The sequence below is a fragment of the Paraburkholderia guartelaensis genome (assembly GCF_004353905.1).
GTDB lineage: Bacteria > Pseudomonadota > Gammaproteobacteria > Burkholderiales > Burkholderiaceae > Paraburkholderia > Paraburkholderia guartelaensis.
Genome location: NZ_SMOD01000013.1, coordinates 17,991 through 34,654, shown reverse-complemented (window position 1 = coordinate 34,654; position 16,664 = coordinate 17,991). Strand labels below are relative to the sequence as shown.

11 protein-coding genes are annotated in these 16,664 nt (G+C 65.8%); 4 read left to right on the top strand and 7 right to left on the bottom strand.

Going from position 1 to position 16,664, the window contains the following annotated elements; translation table 11 throughout:
* The first annotated feature begins 3 nt into the window (after positions 1-3).
* Both E1N52_RS18305 and E1N52_RS18300 read left to right on the top strand, forming a co-directional pair.
* The gene (locus tag E1N52_RS18305) at positions 4-3,126 is read left to right on the top strand and encodes an MdtB/MuxB family multidrug efflux RND transporter permease subunit (RefSeq protein ID WP_133184170.1); all 3,123 of its coding nucleotides are present in this window, start codon (positions 4-6) and stop codon (positions 3,124-3,126) included.
* Between the two features lie 4 nt (positions 3,127-3,130).
* A complete protein-coding gene (locus E1N52_RS18300; RefSeq protein ID WP_133184169.1) occupies positions 3,131-6,430 on the top strand; it encodes an efflux RND transporter permease subunit in 3,300 nt (1,099 codons plus the stop codon).
* Positions 6,431-6,481: 51 nt separating this feature from the next.
* On the opposite strand, the gene E1N52_RS18295 is transcribed toward E1N52_RS18300, so the two are convergent.
* From E1N52_RS18295 to E1N52_RS18275, 5 genes are all read right to left on the bottom strand, one after another.
* Positions 6,482-6,745, bottom strand: a complete 264-nt coding sequence (locus E1N52_RS18295) for a hypothetical protein (protein WP_133184168.1) — start codon at positions 6,743-6,745, stop codon at positions 6,482-6,484.
* Positions 6,746-6,797: 52 nt separating this feature from the next.
* Positions 6,798-7,340 (bottom strand): outer membrane protein assembly factor BamE domain-containing protein, encoded by a 543-nt coding sequence (bamE, locus tag E1N52_RS18290; protein ID WP_133184167.1) that lies wholly within the window; start codon positions 7,338-7,340, stop codon positions 6,798-6,800.
* A gap of 70 nt (positions 7,341-7,410) precedes the next feature.
* Positions 7,411-7,878: a hypothetical protein gene (locus E1N52_RS18285; protein ID WP_133184166.1), complete on the bottom strand. Its 468-nt coding sequence runs from the start codon at positions 7,876-7,878 to the stop codon at positions 7,411-7,413.
* 133 nt (positions 7,879-8,011) lie between these two features.
* On the bottom strand, positions 8,012-8,575 hold the full coding sequence (locus tag E1N52_RS18280; protein ID WP_133184165.1) for a peroxiredoxin: 564 nt from the start codon (positions 8,573-8,575) through the stop codon (positions 8,012-8,014).
* 162 nt (positions 8,576-8,737) lie between these two features.
* The gene (locus E1N52_RS18275) at positions 8,738-10,030 is read right to left on the bottom strand and encodes an EAL and HDOD domain-containing protein (RefSeq protein ID WP_133184164.1); all 1,293 of its coding nucleotides are present in this window, start codon (positions 10,028-10,030) and stop codon (positions 8,738-8,740) included.
* Between the two features lie 408 nt (positions 10,031-10,438).
* Between E1N52_RS18275 and E1N52_RS18270 the strand changes: the two genes are divergently transcribed.
* Both E1N52_RS18270 and E1N52_RS18265 read left to right on the top strand, forming a co-directional pair.
* Positions 10,439-12,412: a putative bifunctional diguanylate cyclase/phosphodiesterase gene (locus E1N52_RS18270; RefSeq protein ID WP_133184163.1), complete on the top strand. Its 1,974-nt coding sequence runs from the start codon at positions 10,439-10,441 to the stop codon at positions 12,410-12,412.
* Positions 12,413-12,460: 48 nt separating this feature from the next.
* Entirely contained in the window at positions 12,461-13,903 is a 1,443-nt protein-coding gene (locus tag E1N52_RS18265) for an HDOD domain-containing protein (RefSeq protein ID WP_133184325.1), read from the top strand.
* Between the two features lie 61 nt (positions 13,904-13,964).
* Here E1N52_RS18265 and E1N52_RS18260 read toward each other — a convergent pair whose 3' ends face one another.
* Together E1N52_RS18260 and E1N52_RS18255 are read right to left on the bottom strand one after the other, a co-directional pair.
* Positions 13,965-15,350, bottom strand: coding sequence for an EAL and HDOD domain-containing protein (locus E1N52_RS18260; protein ID WP_133184162.1), 1,386 nt, complete (start codon positions 15,348-15,350; stop codon positions 13,965-13,967).
* Between the two features lie 324 nt (positions 15,351-15,674).
* Positions 15,675-16,475: an ABC transporter substrate-binding protein gene (locus E1N52_RS18255; protein ID WP_133184161.1), complete on the bottom strand. Its 801-nt coding sequence runs from the start codon at positions 16,473-16,475 to the stop codon at positions 15,675-15,677.
* Positions 16,476-16,664 lie beyond the last annotated feature (189 nt).

Genomic DNA, 16,664 nt, shown 5'->3' with positions numbered 1-16,664 from the left:
AGCATGAATCCATCCCGCGCCTTTATCCTGCGGCCGGTCGGCACGGCGCTGCTCATGGCGGCGATCATGCTGGTCGGCCTCGTCGCGCTGCGCTTTCTGCCGCTTTCCGCGCTGCCCGAAGTCGATTACCCGACCATCCAGGTGCAGACCTTCTACCCAGGGGCGAGCCCGGACGTGATGACGTCCTCCGTCACCGCGCCGCTCGAACGTCAGTTCGGGCAGATGCCGTCGCTCAACCAGATGTCGTCGCAGAGTTCGGCGGGCTCCTCGGTCATCACGCTGCAGTTCAGCCTCGACCTGCCGCTCGACGTGGCCGAACAGGAAGTGCAGGCCGCCATCAACGCGGCCGGCAACCTGCTGCCCTCCGACCTGCCCGCGCCGCCGATCTACGCCAAGGTCAACCCCGCCGACGCGCCGATCCTCACGCTCGCGATCACCTCGAAAACGCTGCCGCTCACGCAGATCCAGGATCTCGCCGACACGCGCCTCGCGCAGAAAATTTCGCAGGTGGCCGGTGTGGGCCTCGTGAGCCTCTCGGGCGGCCAGCGCCCGGCCGTGCGCATCCAGGCGAATCCGCGCGCGCTCGCGGCCTACGGCCTGAACCTCGACGACCTGCGCACGAGCATTTCGAACCTGAACGTCAACACGCCCAAGGGCAACTTCGACGGCCCCACGCGCGCCTACACGATCAACGCGAACGACCAGTTGACCGACGCCGACGCCTACAAGGACGCGGTAATCGCGTACCGCAACGGCCGCCCCGTCATGCTCACCGACGTCGCGAACATCGTGCAGGGCGCGGAAAACACCAAGCTCGGCGCGTGGGCCGACGGCACGCCCGCGATCATCCTGAACGTGCAGCGCCAGCCGGGCGCGAACGTGATCCAGGTGGTGGACAGCATCAAGGCGCTCTTGCCGCAGTTGCAGGAATCGCTGCCCTCTTCGCTCGACGTGCAGATCGTCACCGACCGCACCACCACGATCCGCGCCTCGGTGCGCGACGTGCAGTTCGAGCTGCTGATGTCGGTGGTGCTCGTCGTGCTGGTGATGTACCTGTTCCTCGCGAACATCTACGCCACGATCATTCCGAGCCTTTCGGTGCCGCTCTCGCTGATCGGCACGCTCGCGGTCATGTACCTGTGCGGCTTCTCGCTCGACAACCTGTCGTTGATGGCGCTCACCATCGCGACCGGTTTCGTGGTCGACGACGCCATCGTCATGATCGAGAACATCGCGCGTTACGTCGAGGCGGGCGACACGCCGCTCGAAGCGGCGCTGAAGGGTTCGAAGCAGATCGGCTTCACCATCATCTCGCTGACGGTGTCGCTCATCGCCGTGCTGATTCCGCTGCTCTTCATGGGCGACGTGGTGGGCCGCCTCTTCCACGAATTCGCCATCACGCTCGCGGTGACGATCGTGATCTCGGCCGTGGTCTCGCTCACGCTCGTGCCGATGATGTGCGCGAAGATGCTGCGCCACACGCCGCCGCCCGAAAGCCACCGCTTCGAAGCGCGCGTGCATGCGTTCTTCGACTATGTGATCGACCGCTATGGCGTGGCGCTCGAATGGGTGCTCGCGCGGCAGCGCCTCACGATGATCGTGTTCCTGATCACGCTCGTGCTCACCGGCATTCTCTACGTGATCGTGCCCAAGGGCTTCTTCCCCGTGCAGGACACGGGCGTGATCCAGGCCATCACGCAGATGCCGCAATCGGTGTCGTATGCGTCGATGGCCGAGCGCCAGCAGGCGCTCGCCGCGGAAATTCTCAAGAACGAGAACGTCGAGAGTCTCACCTCGTTCATCGGCGTGGACGGTACCAACATCACGCTCAACAGCGGCCGCATGCTCATCAACCTGAAGCCGCGCGACGACCGCAGCGAAACGGCGAGCGAGATCATCCGCGACCTGCAAAAGAGCGTGGCCCACGTGCCGGGCGCGACGCTCTATATGCAGCCGGTGCAGGACCTCACGATCGACTCGACCGTGAGCCCCACGCAGTACCAGTTCATGCTGACCACGCCGAACATCCAGGACTTCACGACCTGGGTGCCGAAGCTCGTGCAGCGTCTGAAGCAACTGCCCGAACTCGCGGATGTCGCGACCGACCTGCAGGACCAGGGCAGCTCCGTGTTCATCGAGATCGACCGCGCGAGCGCCGCGCGCTATGGCATCACGCCCGCGACGGTGGACAACGCGCTCTACGACGCCTACGGCCAGCGCATCATCTCGACGATCTTCACGCAGTCGAACCAGTACCGCGTGATTCTCGAAGCCGATCCGGTTCTTCAGCACTACACCGACGCGCTGAATTCGATCTACCTGCCCTCTTCCACCTCGACCACGGGCCAGGTGCCGCTCTCGGCCATCGCGAAGTTCCATGAGCGGCCCGCGCCGCTGCTCGTCTCGCATCTCTCGCAGTTCCCGGCGACAACGGTCTCGTTCAACCTGGCTCAGGGCTCCTCGCTCGGCGCGGCGGTGAAAGCGATCCAGCAGGCGGAAAAAGACATCGGCCTGCCGGGCTCGTTCCAGACGCGCTTCCAGGGCGCCGCGCTCGCGTTCCAGGCGTCGCTCTCCAACGAGCTGTTCCTGATCCTCGCGGCCATCGTCACGATGTACATCGTGCTCGGCGTGCTGTACGAGAGCTTCGTGCATCCCATCACGATTCTCTCGACGCTGCCGTCGGCCGGGATCGGTGCGCTGCTCGCGCTGATCCTGACCGGGCACGATCTCGACATCATCGGCATCATCGGCATCGTGCTGTTGATCGGCATCGTGAAGAAGAACGCCATCATGATGATCGACTTCGCGCTCGAGGCCGAGCGCCAGGAAGGCAAGCCGCCGCGCGAGGCGATCTACCAGGCATGTCTGCTGCGCTTCCGGCCGATCATGATGACGACGATGGCGGCACTGCTCGGCGCCGTGCCGCTGATCCTCGGCTACGGCGCGGGTAGCGAGCTGCGCCGGCCGCTCGGCATCGCGATTGCGGGCGGCCTGATCGTGAGCCAGGCGCTCACGCTCTTTACGACGCCGGTGATCTACCTCGCGTTCGACCGGATCGCGCAGCGTCTGCGCCAGCGCTTCGGCAGCGGTTCGCACGGCGCGGCGTCGTCTTCGTCGGAGAGCTGACGCGATGAATCTCTCGCGCCCGTTCATCTCGCGCCCCGTCGCGACCACGCTGCTCGCCATCGGCATCGCGCTGGCCGGCCTCTTCGCGTTCACGAAGCTGCCGGTCGCGCCCCTGCCGCAGGTGGACTTTCCGACCATCTCCGTGCAGGCCACCTTGCCGGGCGCGAGCCCCGAAACGGTGGCAACCAGCGTGGCGAGCCCGCTCGAGCGTCACCTCGGCTCGATCGCCGACGTCACGGAGATGACCTCGCAAAGCTCGGTGGGCAGCACGCGCATCACGCTGCAATTCGGCCTGAACCGCGACATCGACGGCGCGGCGCGCGACGTCCAGGCGGCGATCAACGCCGCGCGCGCGGACCTGCCCACGAGCCTGCGGCAGAACCCGACCTACCACAAGGTCAACCCCGCCGACGCACCCATTCTGATTCTCGCGCTCACCTCGCCCACGCTGAGCGCGGGCCAGCTCTACGACTCGGCGGCCACGGTGCTGCAGCAGTCGCTCTCGCAGGTGGATGGCGTGGGCGAAGTCGACGTGAGCGGCTCGGCGAATCCGGCCGTGCGCGTGGAGCTGGAGCCGCACGCGCTCTTTCACTACGGCATCGGCCTCGAAGACGTGCGCGCGGCGCTCGCCTCGGCCAACGCGAACAGCCCGAAGGGCGATATCGAATTCGGCCCGCAGCGCTTTCAGCTCTACACCAACGACCAGGCGAGTAAGGCGAGCCAGTACAAGGACCTCGTGATCGCTTACCGCAACGGCGCGGGCGTGAAGCTCTCGGACGTGGGCGAAGTGGTCGATTCGGTGGAAGACCTGCGCAACATTGGTCTGGCCAACGGCAAGCGCTCGGTGCTCGTGATCCTCTACCGCCAGCCCGGCGCGAACATCATCGAGACTGTGGACCGCGTGATCGCCATGCTGCCGCAGCTCAAGGCGTCGCTGCCCGCCGATGTCGAGGTGATCCCGACGTCCGACCGCTCGGTCACGATCCGCTCCTCGCTCAAGGACACCGAGCACACGCTCATCATCGCCGTGGCACTCGTCGTGATGGTGGTGTTCCTGTTCCTGCGCAACTGGCGCGCGACGCTCATTCCAAGCGTGGCCGTGCCCATCTCGATCATCGGCACCTTCGCGGCCATGTACCTGATGGGCTTCTCGCTCGACAATCTCTCGCTGATGGCGCTCACCATCGCGACAGGCTTCGTCGTCGACGACGCCATCGTCGTGCTGGAGAACATCTCGCGGCATATCGAAAACGGCGTGCCGCGCATGAAGGCGGCGCTGCTCGGCGCGCGCGAAGTGGGCTTCACGGTGCTCTCGATCAGCGTGTCGCTCGTCGCCGTGTTCCTGCCTATTTTGCTGATGGGCGGCATTGTGGGGCGGCTGTTCCGCGAGTTCGCGCTGACGCTTTCGCTCGCCATTGCGGTGTCGTTGGCCGTCTCGCTGACGCTCACGCCGATGATGTGTTCGCGCCTGCTCGAAGAGGCCCACGAGAAGAAGGAAGAAGGCCGCTTCGCGCAGTGGCTCGAGCGCGGCTTCCTGCGCATGCAGGGCGGCTACGAGCGCACGCTCGGCTGGGCGCTCGCGCATCCGTTCGTCATCCTGCTCACGCTCATCGCGACCATCGCGCTGAACGTTGCGCTCTACGTGGTCGTGCCCAAGGGCTTCTTCCCGCAGCAGGACACGGGGCGCCTGATCGGGGGCATCCAGGCCGACCAGGCCACCTCGTTCCAGGCGATGAAGGTGAAGTTCGCCGAGATGATGCGCATCGTGCAGGCGAACCCGGCGGTGGAATCGGTCGCGGGATTCTCGGGCGGACGCGCGACCAACTCGGGCTTCATGTTCGTCTCGCTCAAGCCCAAGAGCGAGCGCAAGATTTCCGCCGACGAGGTGATCGCGCAACTGCGCGGACCGCTCTCGAACGTGGCGGGCGCGCGCACCTTCCTGCAAGCGGTGCAGGACATCCGCGTGGGCGGCCGGCAGTCGAACGCGCAGTACCAGTTCACGCTGCTCGCGGACAACACCGCCGACCTCTACAAGTGGGGGCCGAAGCTTACCGAAGCGCTGCAGGCGCGCCCCGAACTCGCCGACGTGAATTCGGACCAGCAGCAAGGCGGCCTCGAGTCGATGATCAACATCGACCGGCAGAGTGCCGCGCGGCTGAACATCACGCCCTCGCAGATCGACAACACGCTCTACGACGCGTTCGGCCAGCGCCAGGTCTCGACGATCTACAACCCGCTCAACCAGTATCACGTGGTGATGGAAGTCGCGCCGAAGTACTGGCAGAGCCCGACGATGCTCAACGAGATCTGGATCAGCACCTCGGGCGCCACGGCGAGCGGCGCGCAGAGCACCAACGCGACGGCGGGCACCGTGACAGGCCCCACCACCGCCTCCACGGGCGGCACGGCCGCCACCACCGCGACGAGCGCCGCAGCCATCGCCGCCGATTCGGCGCGCAACCTCGCAACCAATTCGCTCGCCGCGAGCGGCAAGTCGAGCGCGTCGTCGGGCGCGGCTGTGTCCACGTCGAAGGAAACCATGGTGCCGCTCTCGTCGATCGCCTCGTTCGGCCCCGGCACGACGCCGCTTTCGGTGAACCACCAGAGCCAGTTCGTGGCCTCGACGATCTCGTTCAACCTGCCGCCCGGCAAATCGCTCTCCGACGCCACCCAGGCGATCTACGACACGATGGGCGAGATCGGCATGCCCGCAACGATACACGGCAGCTTCCAGGGCACGGCGCAGGCATTCCAGCAGTCGCTCGACAACCAGCCGCTGCTGATTCTCGCGGCGCTCGCGGCCGTGTATATCGTGCTGGGCATCTTGTACGAGAGCTATATCCACCCGCTCACGATTCTCTCCACCCTGCCCTCGGCGGGCGTGGGCGCGCTGCTCGCGCTGCTGCTCTTCAAGACGGAGTTCAGCATCATCGCGCTGATCGGCGTGATTCTGCTGATCGGCATCGTGAAGAAGAACGCGATCATGATGGTGGACTTCGCGATCCAGGCGTCGCGTGAGGGGCTGAGTTCGCGCGACGCGATTCACCAGGCCTGCCTGCTGCGCTTCCGGCCGATCATGATGACCACTTGCGCGGCACTGCTGGGCGCGCTGCCGCTCGCGTTCGGGCACGGCGAAGGCGCGGAACTGCGCGCGCCGCTCGGCATCTCGATCGTGGGCGGCCTGATCGTGAGCCAGATGCTCACGCTCTATACGACGCCGGTGGTGTACCTGTACATGGACCGGCTGCGCGTGTGGTGGGATGCGAAGCGCGGGCGCGCGGCGCCCGCAGCGCAGGTGGAGTGAGCGAGCGCTCCCGCAGTTGAAGACGGCTGAAGCGTGGCCTCAGCCGTTTTTTTATGCGCGTGCCTGGCGAGGCCGAGGCTGGCGCAAATGCGCAGGCAGGCAACGCACGATCAGATGCAGCACCAGCGGCACGATGATGCCGTCGTCCACGACACCGGCAACCGGCATCGCGATATTGAACGGGTCGAGCGCATAGAGCGCGAGCAGCGCCGTGGCGGGCACGAGCCACATGGGACGCCCCGGCTGGCGCAGCGCGTGCCACAGCACGCGCGCATCGCCCTTCACCACATGCCATAGCAACGCGATACGTTTCATCTGCTTCCTCCTTGCGGCGGGCGCGATCGATGCGATCGGTGCGCTCGCCGCCTCAATGCTGCTCGTGGCCCGGTGCATCCGAGCGCGACGTCCTGACCACGAGCCCATCCGGCACGAAATGGGCATTGAACATGCCGTCCCCCGCCACGCCGCCTTCGGCCCAGTGCCAGCTCCACACTTCCTCGTGGCTCAGCGCATATTTTGCGACCGTGGCCGGCTTGCCGAGCAGGCGCCGCACTTCGTCCTGCGTCATGCCCGGCACGACCTGCCCGATATTCTGCGCCGTGAGCGCCTGGGTCATCGCCACCAGCTTGCCGTTTGCGTCGAAGTCGAGCATCCACGTGGTGAGGCCGTTGGGCCCGCGCGGGTATTCGAGGCGCTGCGCGCCGTCGTCGTCCTCCCACACCATTTCGGGCTTGCCTGCCTGCCGGCGTACGTCCTCGACCGTCGACACGCCGATGCGCAAGCCACCGAACGCCATCGAATCGGGCTTGATCGCATTGACGGCGTCGGCGACCTTTTGCTGGTCGCACGCGGCGAGCAGCGTGGCGCAGACAGCGATCAACGCCGCCGCGATCCAGGGTTTTCGTGACATATCCAGTTTGCGTTGCCGGGAAGTAGTTGGGACAGCGCTGCGCCCGGAACGTTCGACGCGGTTGCCGCGCTCAGAGTTTCTGCGCAATCGCCAGCGTGAAAATACGCGCCCAGCGCTTCGCTTCGCGCTCGTCTGGCATCGGCAATTGCCAGAGCGGGTGCTTCGGATCGGCCACACGTAGCGCCACGTGCCAGCCATTGGCATCGCGCGCCGGTTGCGCGCCTTGCAGGTCGGCGAAGATATACGCGCCGTGCGCTTCGCCCTGCGTCAGCTCGCAAAAGCGCTTGCCCGCCGCGAGACGGGCTTCGCCCCAGGCGCCGGCTACGCGGTGTGTCCAGTCGCCTTCGTCGCGCACATTGGGCGCCACGTCGCGCATCCGGCGCCACACCCAGGCGATGAGCGCGACGAACAACGCCGCAGCAACCACAGCTGCGCCCACGGCAACGCCCGTGCCAAAGTGCGCCGCGATGGCGTTGAAGGACCAATACGCGCCGTAGACGAGCGCGGCAAAGGCAAGTAGAACGACGACGATCGGCATGCGAGGAATCCGTGCGGCGGGAGAGAAAAACCAGGGCGAAACGCGGAGGGATGTCTGGGATAGATCGCCACAAGGCCCGCGCGCGTGGCGGGCCTCATGGCTTACTGCGGTTTGCGATGACTCGCGATCACTACTACTGCTGCGGATGCTGCGCAGACCACTCCTTCAGGGCGCGCAACGTGTTCGCCACGTGCTGGTCCGGCGACAGGCTCGTGTATTCGTAGATGATCTTGCCGTCCGGCGCGATCACATACGAAACGCGATTGGCCATCGACTCGTGCATCGGCATCGACGCGTCGTACGACTTGATGATCTTCGAGTCTTCGTCGGCGGCCACCGGGAACTTGCTGCGGCACTCGCTCACCGAGAACTTCGTGAGCGTGTCGATGTTGTCGTGCGAAACGCCGATGACGGTCGCACCGTACTGCTTGTACTGGTCGACCGCTTCAGCGAACTCGTGCGCCTCGATCGTGCAGCCCTTCGTGAACGCGGCCGGATAGAAGTACACCACCACCGGGCCCTTCTTCAGTTCCGAAGCGAGCGAATAGGTGTAGGTCTTGCCGCCCAGCGATGCCTGGGTCGTGAAGTCGGGTGCGGAATCGCCCGGCTTGAGTGTCGCCTGTGCAGACAGCGTAAAGAACGCGAGCCCGGCGCAGACGAGCGCCGCGGCTCCCGCCGCAAAGAACCTCGGTTTCATGTCAAATGCCCTCGAGTTGAATCGCCACGCCGGCGCGCGTTTGGCCCGCGGGTCTTACCCATCATGCAAATGAGACGCATGACGCCGCGGCGATACCAATATTGGATCACACAATTGCGGCACTCGCAGCGCGCCCCTCGACACCAACCTTACAATCTTATTTCAACCCTCGGCGTAAGCCGTGAACCACGCGCCGGCCCACAGGTTCAGTTCGCCGAGCAGCGGCGGCGTGAGCGCGTTGAACATGCCGCCCTCCTCGCGAGCGAGGCGCTGCGCGCCATCGTGATCGCCGCGCTCGGCCGCCGTCGCGATGCGCAGCAGCGTGCCGAGCGCGCCGCGATGGCCGTCCACGGCATCGACGATCTCGCGAGAAAGGCCGAGCCGATCGAGCGTGTGCTCAGGCGTCGAGCCCACCAGCACGTGCACGAGCGAGAAGATGCCGGTCATGAAGGCGGCATCGGCGAATTCGGGGTCCTGCGGGCTCAGGCTGCGCGCGGCAAGCTCCATGAAGTGCGAGCGCGTGCCCGCGAGCTGCACGAGCGGGTCCGAGCCCCACGGCAAATCACGTCCGCTCGCGTAGAGCAGCAGTTGCGCCCAGCGCGCGATCTGGCGCGTGCCCGCTGCGAGCACGGCTTCGCGCAGCGACGAAATCGGCCGCCCCGGCGAGTACGCGCTCGAATTGACGAGACGCAGCAGTTGCACCACTACGCCCGGGTGGCTGCGCAATTCGCGCTCGAGTTCGGCCGTGCCGACGTCGTTGGCCACCAGCGCGAGCAGGCGCACGAGCGCAAGGCGCGAAGCGCGCACGCGCGGCGCGCGCAGCACCTGCGGGCGCGCGAAGAAGTAGCCCTGAAAAAGCTCGAAGCCGAGCGACGAGGCCAGTTCGAAGTCCTCGCCCGTCTCGACCTTCTCGGCGATCAGCGTCTTGCCGTGCGCGGCGAGGCTTGCCACGAGCCCGGGCAGTGCCGCGCGCTCGGTCTGCAACAGGTCGACCTTGACGATGTCCGCGTAGGGCAAGGCGCGCAGCAGGTTCTCCGTGATCTCGCTCACGTCGTCGAAAGCAATGCGGTAGCCGGCGCGGCGCAACTGCGCGAGACGCTCCAGAACCGCGGCGTCGAAGCGCACGTGTTCGAGCACCTCCAGCACGAAGCGGCCCGGCGGCAGCAGATGCACGATGTCATCGAACAGCAGCTCGCGGCTGATGTTGACGTAGCCATAGTGACGGCCGAGCACCGCGGGCACGCCGAGCTGGCCGATCGTGCGCGTCATCACCTGGGCCGTGGCGAGCGCGTCGTCGTCGACGTCCGCGCGGTTCTGCGCGCCGCCGCGGAACAGCAGCTCATAGGCGTTGAGCGCGCCATTGCGATCGAGAATAGGCTGCCGCCCGAGATAGACGAACGGCTGCGGACCGGTTGATGACCCGGCAGCAAGGCCCGGTTGTGAAGCTGACGGCATAGAAGGCGCGGAACCAGGGGTGCCCCTGCCCGCATCGTCTCGCGCAGCCTCGCTTGCCGGCGCGGCAAACGCTGACGATGAATCGGACATGGCGGATGACTCGTACGGATGGAATGGCCGGTAATGGCCGCCGACGCGCCGGGCCGCCCCTGCGGCCCGCAAGACGGGCGCTTTACGCGCGCCGACCCATCGCGCATGGCGAACGGCGTCTCGACCGGCGCCACTTTAACCGAATCTGGACGCCACCGCACCGATCTCCCGTCACGTTTATGCGTTAGGTGTTTTTTCGGGCGCGGCGGCTAAAGATTTCTCGTCCGGGGTCGATAACTTGCTCTGATGGGCGGCTTCAGCCGGACATGGAAACCGGCCGGGACGCCACAGACAAACAAAGGGTTGCCAGCGACAGACATGGAAGCGAACAGGATCTCCGCGCCCCGCCAGGGCTGGTTGCGCACGGTCGTCGACCGGTTTTACGCGCTTGCCGGCCTCAAGGGCATTGCCGGCGACCCGTCCATGCCTGGCGACGCAAACGCGCCAATCGCCGCGCACGCACGCAACGCCGCGGTTTCAGCGGACGCAGACGACGACAAAGCCGCTGCGCCGCTCGTGCCCCCCTCGCCTCCCGCCGCCGAACCCGACTACGCCGACGCCGTTTCGCTCTCGTTCGAGAACACGGCAGCCGCGGTCGACTTCCTCGTGCACGTGGACGCCAGGCTGCACTTTCTGTACGTCTCCGACGCGAGCCTGCGCTTTGCCGGTTATCACCGCGAGTTCCTGCTCGGCGCCACGCTCGCCGACATCGTCACGCCCGAGCATCACGAGCGCCTCGAGGCGCTGATCGCACGCGCCGCGCACAGCGGCGCCGTGGAAAAAGACACGATCGACCTCGTCAAGGCGCTCACCTACCCGCTTCCCGTGGAGCTGCGCGTGCAGCGCGCCCAGTATGGCGAGACGGCCGGCTTCGCTGTCGCGGGCTTCGACGTCTCCGGCTGGCAAGGCACCGAAGCCGCGCTCACCCATGCGCTCCACCACGATCCGCTGACCGGCCTGCCCAACCAGACCGCGCTCGCGCCCGCACTGCAGCGAGCCCAGGCCGACGCGGACCATTTCGGTGTGCCGGTGGCGCTCCTGCTGCTCGACCTCGACGACTATCAGCGCGTGAACCGCGCGCTCGGCTACGACGCAGGCGACGAACTACTGCGCGAGACCGCGCGGCGCTTGACCCACCTCGCGCTGCAGGGCGAGATGATTGCGCGCATCGGCAGCGACGAGTTCGCCATTCTGATCACGCCGCAACGCCACGCCGCGCCCGACGAAGTGCGCGCCGCCGCCGAAGCGCTCGGTCGGCGTCTGCTCACCTCCATCCTGCAGCCGTACTCGTTTCGCAACCAGCCCGTGCACCTTTCGGCGAGCATCGGCATTGCGTTCCACCCGGACCAGCGGCCGGACGCCTCCAGCGCGGGCGAAGCCGAAACCGGCGCCGACACCACGCCGCTCATCCGCCGCGCGGACCAGGCGCTCCAGCAGGCCAAGGCGATCGGCGGCAACACGCTGACGTTGCACGTGCCCGTCGACGATCCCACCGACGCCATGCGCCTGAAGCTGGAGTCGGACCTCTACGACGGTGTGCGCAACGGCGAATTCTCGCTACACTTCCAGCCCATCACGAGCAGCGCGTCGCGCGGCGTGGTCGGCGTGGAGGCATTGATCCGCTGGCAACATCCATTGCACGGTCTCGTGCCGCCTTCAACATTTATTCCGCTTGCGGAATCCGTCGGCCTGATTAATTATCTCGGCAATTGGGTTTTGAAGGCTGCCTGTATGCAACTGACCCAATGGGACGAACAAGGCATCGAGCTGCAATACGTTGCGGTCAATGTCTCGCCCCAGCAGTTCCGCAATCCGCGGTTCAGGGAAAGTGTCGAGGAGGCAATCGAGCTGACCGGCGTCGATCCGCGCCGGCTCGTGTTCGAGATCACCGAAAGCCTGCTCATGCACGATCCGCAGCATGCGAAAACGCTGCTCGAAGAGCTCACCTCGCTTGGCATTCGCTTCGCGGTGGACGACTTCGGCACGGGGTATTCGAGTCTTGCGTACCTGCAGCGCTTCCCGCTTTCGAAGCTGAAGATCGATCGAAGCTTCGTCGAGAACCTCATCACTTCGCGCAACGATCAGGCGATCGTGAACGCGGTGGTGGGGCTCGCGCGTACGCTCGATCTCGAACTCGTGGCTGAGGGCGTGGAAACGGAGGCGCAGCGCGAGCTGCTGACGAACATGGGTTGCGAGCATATCCAGGGATGGCTCGTCTGCAAGGCGCTGCCTTCAGAAGAATTGCAGCAGCGCTTCGTGTCGGGTGCGTTGCACGTGCACGAGGTGCAATGATGCGGGCATCGCAAACAGCAGGGCTTTCGCGAAATTGACATGGTTCAGATGGTAAAGGCCGTCCTGCTAGACCGCTTGTGGGCCCGCATGAATGAACGCGGGGACTTCCCCTTGCTGTCGCAATCGCTGCGCACCACGGTCGCCGCGATGACGAACGACGACTACGATTTCAGCGCGCTCGTGAAGGTCGTGCTCTCGGATTTTGCGCTCACGCAGAAGGTGCTGCGTCTCGCGAATTCGGCCATGTACATGGCGTTCGGCGGCAACATCACGACCGTCACGCGCGCGCTGATGGTGCTCGGCATGGACGCGGTCGGCCATCTCGTCGTCGGCCTGAAGATCGTCGATCACTTTCACCACAGCGCACCGCGCCGCATCGACGCCAAGCTCGAACTGAACCGCACCATGCTCTCGGGCTGCGTCGCCCGCAAGCTCACCGAGCACGGCGACCTGCGCGCGGGCGAAGAGGCCGTGGTCTGCACGCTCATGCGTCAGGTGGGCAAGCTGCTCGTGGTGTTCTATCTCGAACCCGAGTGGGACCAGATCCGCCGCGAAATCGACGAAGGCTCGAGCGACGACGAGGCCTGCCTCGAAGTGCTCGGCGTGACCTTCGAAGAACTCGGCCTCGAAGCCGCCACGCGCTGGCGCCTGCCCGACACGATCCGTGCGGGCATGCGCCAGTACGATCCGGCCGACAAGGAACCGCGCGACGTGCAGTGGCTGCGCGCCATTACCAACTATTCGACGGAAGTCGCGCGCGTGCTGACCACGCAGGGGCTCTCCGAAGAGATGCGTGAGACGCATATCGCCGAGCTGGCGCAGCACTACGGCCGCGCGCTCTCGACTGATGCCGATGTACTCGTGCAGATGAGCCTTGCGCTCGCGCGCGAGGAAGCCGAAGACGGCGTCATGCGCGAGATCGTCGAATTGCGCGCCAACGCCGACGCCATCGCACGCGAAGCGCTCGATCCCGAGGCGCGTATTGCGGCCGGCGTCGAAGACCTGCGTGCGCTACCGGCGGACAGCGCGCTCAGCACCGCCCTTACGCTCGCCACCGAAACTGTGCTCGCGGGCCTGGGTTTCGCACGCAGCGTGGTGTTCGTGCGACGCGGGGCAAACATGTTCGAGGCGCAGCACGGCTTCGGCCCGCACATGGGCGATGTGCTGCCCAAGCTCTCGTTTTCCGCCGCGTTCCAGCCCGACGTGTTTCACCTCGCCATCGCGAACAAGGTCGGCATCTTCATCGAGAATGCGCGCGATGCGAAGATTCTCGCGCGCCTGCCCGGCTGGTATCGCGCAAGCTTCGACGACGCGCGCGCGTTCGTCCTGCTGCCCGTGGGCGTGCCTGGCGTCGAACCCGTTGCGCTGATGTACGGCGACTGGCTCGTGAACCAGGAGCCGCGCCGCATTTCACAGAAAGAGATGAGCGCGTTGAACGACCTCGCTCAGCAACTCGCGCGCTTCTTCACGCACGTACCGCAAACCGCCTGACTCCCGACTGAGTCTCAACTGAGCGCGGCGCCGCATCACTTCGCGGCACCGCCCCGCCCGCTCAATCCTCGATCCGTTCCAGCCCCTCGTCTTCCGCGTCGCGGCCGGACGTACCCGCCCATTCCGCGGACGTGAGCGAGATAGCCGCGGCCGTCGCGGCGTCGAGCGGCTCCAGTTCCACGCACAGCGCATCCACGCGGGCCCAGTCTGCGCGCTCCAGTGCCTCGGAAAGTTCGAGCAGCCGTCCAAGCGCACCCTCGCGCTTCACGATCGCAGTGCGGATCGGCTTGGCCAGCGTGAGCACTTCGAGCGTGCTTTCGAGCGGGCCGCCGAACACCGCCTCGACGAACGAGAACACACCCACGAGAAACGCCGCGTCTTCTTCTTCGAGGTGCGCCTTGGCAAGCTGCGTCACCGCGATTTCCATGAAGCGCGCGCGCGTGGCCACGAGTTGCAGCAGCGGGTCGTCTTCGGCGGCGATCTTGCGGCCGTCCGCGTAGAGCAGCAACTGGGTCCAGCGCGCGATGGCGTTCGTGCCGGTCGCGTTGATCGCCTCGCGCAGCGTCGTCACCTTGCGGCCGATGTTCATGCTGCCCGAGTTGGCAAGCCGCATCAGATGCATCACGAGCACGGGGTTGAGCTTCAGTTCCGCTTCGAGCTGCGCAACGGTAGGCTCGGCCGCTAGCAGATGCAGCAGGTTCAGCAGCGCCTGGCGCGGCGCGCTCGAACGGCGCGCGCCGCCGTGCGGCTTCGCGAAGAAGTAGCCCTGGAAGCGGTCGAAGCCGAGCTCGTGCGCGCGCTGATAGTCTTCCTGGGTTTCGACGCCCATCGCCACGAGAAGCTTGCCCGCCGACTTCATCACGCTCGCGAATTTCGGCAGCACTGCGGGCGCGATCTCGCGGATATCGATCTTGATGGCATCCACATACGGCAGCAGCTTCGCGAGCGACTCATCCGCCTTCGACACATGGTCGAGCGCGAAGCGGTAGCGGCGACGGTGCAGCTCGACGAGCCGCGCGATCAGATCCGCGTCCGCGCCGATATTCACGGGCAATTCGAGTATGACGCGCTCGGGGCTCACACGCTGCAGGCTGTCGTGGAAAAGCGCTTCGCGCGTCATGTCGAGCCAGGCGGGATGGCCCGCAAGCGCGGCGCGCAAGCCGGGCGCGGCGAAGCTTTTGAGGAGAGCGGTGCTTGTGGCGAAAGGCTTGGGCGTCAGGCCGGAGGCCTGGTCTTTGGCGGCCGCTTCCGCCTCTTGCTCGATTTCGGCGCTTTCACGCCGGTCCACGAGACGCGGCAAGGTCTCGAACGCGCAGAGGAGGCCCTCCCGGTCGAGCATCGGCTGGCGCGCGAAATACACGTCGATGGGCGGGCCGGCGTGTTCCGGCGACTGCGTGCTGCCCGCGACTCCTGACATCTGCGGCCGGTCTGCGGCGTTGAAGCTCATGAGGTCCCCCGCGCGGCGCCGCGCGCATGGCGGCGCCCTGGTCTTGTTTCTTGGCATGCCGCAACCGTTTGCGCTTCGCACACATTGCGCGCCGGACGCGGCACTTTCTTGTCTCGATTTTATCCTGGCAAGTAAGGCGCGGAAATGAAGTTCTTCGAGATTAGCTGGATTTTTTTTGCGGTTTTTGCATTGCAACGCCCCTTAGCGGCGCTGCGTTGCTGCTCGACCCGCGGACGATTTGATATGCAATCCGAAGCAAAGACGTAAAAAAACCGACCGGCTGGATTTCGCCCAGCCGGTCGGTCTATCGGCAGTACTGGCCGATTACTTGAGCACGACCTTCACGTCGAAATACTTCGCCGCGATGCGGTCGATCGTGCCGTCCGCTTTCAGATCCTTGAGCGCACCGTTCAGCGCGGCCTTGAGCGCCGGGTCGTTCTTGCGCACGCCGTAGCCCACGCCCTCGCCGAGCAGCTTCGCGTCGACGACCTGCGGGCCCGCGAACGCGAAAGCCGCGCCCTGCGGCTTGTTCAGGAAGCCCTTGGAAGCGGCTTCGGCGTCCAGAAACGAGGCGTCGAGGCGGCCCGAAACGAGGTCCGCGTAGATCTGGTCCTGCGTCGGGTACGGCACGACGTCGACGCCCGCGGGCGCCCACTTCGCTTTCGCGTAGGTTTCCTGGATCGTGCCCTGGAGCACGCCCACGTGCTTGCCCTTGAGCGACTCGGGCGTGGGCTGCAGCGTGCTGCCCTTCTTCGCGATCATCTGGTTCGGAATCGCGTAGATGGGGTCGGTGAAGTCGATGGCCTGGCGGCGCTGGTCCGTGATCGACATGTCGGAATTGATCGCGGCGAACTTGCGCGCCTGCAGTGCCGGAATCAGGCCGTCGAACGAGTTTTCCACCCACACGCACTTTGCCTTGAGCTTCGCGCAGACGGCATTGCCCACGTCGATATCGAAGCCCTGCAGTTCGCCCGCGGGCGACTTCGATTCGAACGGCGCGTACGACGCTTCCACGCCAAAGCGGATTTCCTTGATATCGGCGGCGTGTGCGGCCCCTGCCGCGCCTGCCGTCATGGCGGCCGCGCAGAATGCGAGCGTTGCCAGCTTGTTCCAGTTCGTCTTCATCAGTGTCTCTTTCCAGTCAGATTGGGTGCGTCGGCGAAATGCGTTCTTGCAGCTTCATGGTTCGATTCGCGGCTAAAAAACGGCTTCCCGGCGCCGGCACAGGATCGCTGCGCCAAAAACACGGCTCAATCGCGCGCACCGCGTGTGGTGCGCCGCAGCAACCGCGAGGGCGCGATTGTACCGCGACAG